Origin of the sequence: Pseudomonas folii (assembly GCF_014357575.1) — a bacterium.
GTDB classification, from domain to species: domain Bacteria; phylum Pseudomonadota; class Gammaproteobacteria; order Pseudomonadales; family Pseudomonadaceae; genus Aquipseudomonas; species Aquipseudomonas folii.
Map to the genome: position 1 here is coordinate 1 of NZ_JACONW010000271.1, position 3,419 is coordinate 3,419.

At 57.8% G+C, this 3,419-nt stretch carries 4 protein-coding genes; 3 read left to right on the forward strand and 1 reads right to left on the reverse strand.

What is annotated here, in order from left to right:
• Positions 1 to 9: 9 nt before the first annotated feature.
• Positions 10 to 1,314 (forward strand): putative hydroxymethylpyrimidine transporter CytX, encoded by a 1,305-nt coding sequence (cytX, locus tag H8S59_RS26520; RefSeq protein ID WP_187523338.1) that lies wholly within the window; start codon positions 10 to 12, stop codon positions 1,312 to 1,314.
• Between the two features lie 5 nt (positions 1,315 to 1,319).
• On the opposite strand, the gene H8S59_RS26525 is transcribed toward cytX, so the two are convergent.
• Complete coding sequence (locus tag H8S59_RS26525; RefSeq protein WP_187523335.1) at positions 1,320 to 2,066, reverse strand: RsiV family protein; 747 nt, start codon at positions 2,064 to 2,066, stop codon at positions 1,320 to 1,322.
• 210 nt (positions 2,067 to 2,276) lie between these two features.
• Between H8S59_RS26525 and H8S59_RS26530 the strand changes: the two genes are divergently transcribed.
• Positions 2,277 to 2,894, forward strand: coding sequence for an NUDIX domain-containing protein (locus tag H8S59_RS26530; protein WP_187523336.1), 618 nt, complete (start codon positions 2,277 to 2,279; stop codon positions 2,892 to 2,894).
• A complete protein-coding gene (locus H8S59_RS26535) occupies positions 2,885 to 3,337 on the forward strand; it encodes a DUF1249 domain-containing protein (RefSeq protein WP_187523337.1) in 453 nt (150 codons plus the stop codon). The genes H8S59_RS26530 and H8S59_RS26535 overlap by 10 nt, the downstream gene beginning before the upstream one ends.
• The last annotated feature ends 82 nt before the right edge of the window (positions 3,338 to 3,419 follow it).

Here is a 3,419-nt window from a genome sequence, read left to right on the forward strand (position 1 = left end):
CGCTCCCACATGTCCGCGTTCCATCAGACATGTCGAGATAACAATGTGAATACCCCAAGCACCTACTCACCTGATATTCCGGTCCCCGCCGCTAAGCGCGTCTTCGGTGGGCGTGATCTGTTTTCTCTGTGGTTTTCCCTTGGCATCGGCCTGATGGTCCTGCAAACCGGCGCGCTATTGGCGCCGGGGCTGGGCCTGTCGGGTTCGCTGCTGGCCATTTTTCTCGGCACGCTTGTGGGCGTATTGCTGTTGGCCGCTGTTGGCGTGATCGGCAGCGACACCGGTTTGTCGTCCATGGCCGCGCTTAAACTCAGTCTGGGCAGCAAAGGGGCATCTCTCCCCGCGCTGCTCAATCTGCTGCAACTGATTGGTTGGGGCTCGTTCGAAATCATCGTCATGCGCGATGCCGCGAGTCTGCTGGGCACCCGCGCTTTTGGTGAAGAAAACCTGTGGACCAGTCCGCTGCTGTGGACGTTGTTTTTTGGTGGCCTGGCGACATTGCTGGCCGTCAGTGGCCCGCTGACGTTTGTTCGGCAGATCCTGCGCAAATGGGGCATCTGGCTGCTGCTGGCCGCGTGCCTGTGGCTGACCTGGAACCTGTTCGCCAAGGCGGACCTGGCCGCACTTTGGGCTCAGGCCGGTGATGGGTCTTTGCCCTTTGCCGTGGGCTTTGACATTGCTATCGCCATGCCGCTGTCATGGCTGCCACTGATTGCCGATTATTCACGCTTCGGCAAGCGCGCGAAAAACGTCTTTGGCGGCACCGCGCTGGGTTTCTTCATCGGTAGTTTCTGGTTGATGACCCTGGGCGTTGCTTACACCCTGGCGTTTGCGCCCAGCGGGGAAGTCAACGCGTTGTTGCTGGCGCTGGCAGGAGCGGGGCTGGGGATTCCGTTGTTACTGATTCTGCTCGACGAGTCGGAAAACGCTTTCGCCGATATTCACTCGGCGGCAGTGTCCAGCGGGATGCTGACAGGGCTGAAGGTCGAGCATCTGGCCTTGGCCATAGGCGTGATCTGCACGCTGATCGCCTGCCTCGCGCCACTGGCCCAGTATCAGAACTTCCTGCTGCTCATCGGCTCGGTGTTCGCGCCATTATTTGGCGTGGTGCTGGTGGATCACTTTGTGTTGCGCGGACGCAGAAGCCAGGCGGCTAATGTCGGGTTTCGCTGGATGACCTTGCTGGCCTGGCTAGGCGGAGTCAGCACCTATCACGTGCTGGCCAATCTTTATCCGGATATCGGCGCAACACTGCCAGCGCTCATCGTCGCTGGCGTGTTGCAGTTGTTGCTGGGTAAAAAAGTTGCTGGGTAAAAAACTCAACCGCGACCGGGGAACAGCTCCGGTTTGAGAATGCCATTGAGCTGTGGATAAGGAATCTTCAGCTCGATGTGACCCATGGAGTAAGGCGCGATAGTGTCCACCTGATACTTGAGGATGAACGCGCCATAGGTCAGGGCGATGTGCGGGGTGCGCTTGAACGGCCAGGTGTTCATGAACTCAGGGTCTTCGTTCATTTTGGTCGACAGCAGCCAGCCCTGATGCGCCAGTTCGGCTTTTTGCCAGAACTCGGCTTCCTTGCCCGGCACGATCATGTCGGCCAGAGTCAGCACTTTCTCTTGCTGGCGCGAGTAGTTGATGAACGCTCGGCCGGGTTCGCCATGTGCGCCGCCTGTGTCCAGATAGCTGGACAGCTCAACGACTACGATACCGTCATGTTGCTCGCGTACCTTGGCTTGCAGGTAGCTAGCGTTGCGACCCTGAGAATCACGCAGATATTGCTCCTGATAAGCTTTGATCGAAACCGGCAGCGGTCCGCTGGAATCCGTGCGAGTCAGTTGCAGCAGGGTTTTCTGCACGATGGCGTCCAGCTTGGGCTCATCAGGGAAGTGCACGGTGTCGATATTCACCAGCGGGCAATCAGCGGCGGTACAGCCCGGCTTGATCAGCTCGGACGCGTCGCGCTGCACTTGCAGTGGCGCACGGTAATTGGGTTGGAACAGGCTCTGACATGCGCCCAGCATAAGGGCCAGGCAAGCCAGTGAAGCGATCCTCAATAACGACATGTTGATCCTTTGCGGTGGCAATGAAGACGGTTACGTTGTTCGAGTTCAGGCTGCTTGGACTGCAAACGGTGGCATCGGTTCGCCGCTGGGCGGATTAGAGTTGGTTTCGCCATCAGCCGTCTACCCTGCATGTTCAAGAGGGGGCTGCATCTGGTTGGCGATGCGCGTTAGGATGGCGTCACGTCACGATTTACCCGAAGCGAGAACCCCATGACCGACCCGACCCGATCGACCCCGACAGCGTTTGAAATCACCAAACGGGAAAACTGCTTTCAGGGCTTCTATAGACTGGACAAAGTGATCCTGCGTCACGAGCTGTTTGCAGGTGGCTTTGGCAAGGAAATCAGTCGCGAGCTGTTCGTGCGTCACGACGCGGTGTGTGTCCTGCCGTATGACGCCAAGCGTGACGAAGTGGTCTTGATCGAGCAGTTTCGCGTTGGTGCGCTGGACAAGACTGCCAACCCCTGGTTGATCGAGCTGGTCGCCGGTTTGATCGACAAAGATGAGCAGCCTGAAGAGGTTGCCCACCGCGAGGCAGAAGAGGAAGCTGATATTGTCTTCAGCGCTTTGTGGCCTATCACCAAATACTTTCCGTCACCGGGTGGCAGCGATGAGTTCGTTCATCTGTACTTAGGGCGTTGTGAAAGCGAGGGTGCAGGGGGATTGCACGGACTGGAGTCTGAGGGTGAAGATATCCGCGTCACCGTCTGGTCGTTCGATGACGCACTGCAAGCCGTACGTGACGGGCGAATTATCAATGCTTCGACGATTATTGCGCTGCAATGGCTGGCGTTGAATCGTGCTGAAGTCAGGGGGTTATGGTCGTGAATCTATTGCGCGAGCGCTACCGGGTTGACCTCGTCGGGCTGCAAGCTGCCTGCGAGGCCAACTATGCGCGCTTGATGCGATTGTTGCCGGACATGCGCAACGAACAACGCTCACGGCGGGTGGCAGTGACCCAGGGCGATCAAATGCTCGGCGTGCTGGCGGTTGAAGTGCTGCTCGATTGTCCGTACACCACCACCTTGCAAGTCCGGCAGGAACACAGCCTCCCGTGGCTGCCGGTGCCGAGCCTTGAAGTGCAGGTCTACCACGACGCACGCATGGCCGAAGTGATCGGTGCAGAACACGCCCGGCGCTTCCGGGGGATCTATCCTTATCCGAACGCCGAAATGCACCAGCCGGATGAAAAAGCCCAATTGAATCTGTTTCTCGGGGAGTGGTTGAGCCATTGCCTGGCGTGCGGGCATGAGTTTGAAGCGGTGCGGTAAGCGTTGTATTCGTCTCGCAGCAAACGTAGTTTCCATTAAAAAATGCAAACCTTAGAATTGAAATGCTTATCTGTAGGAGTGA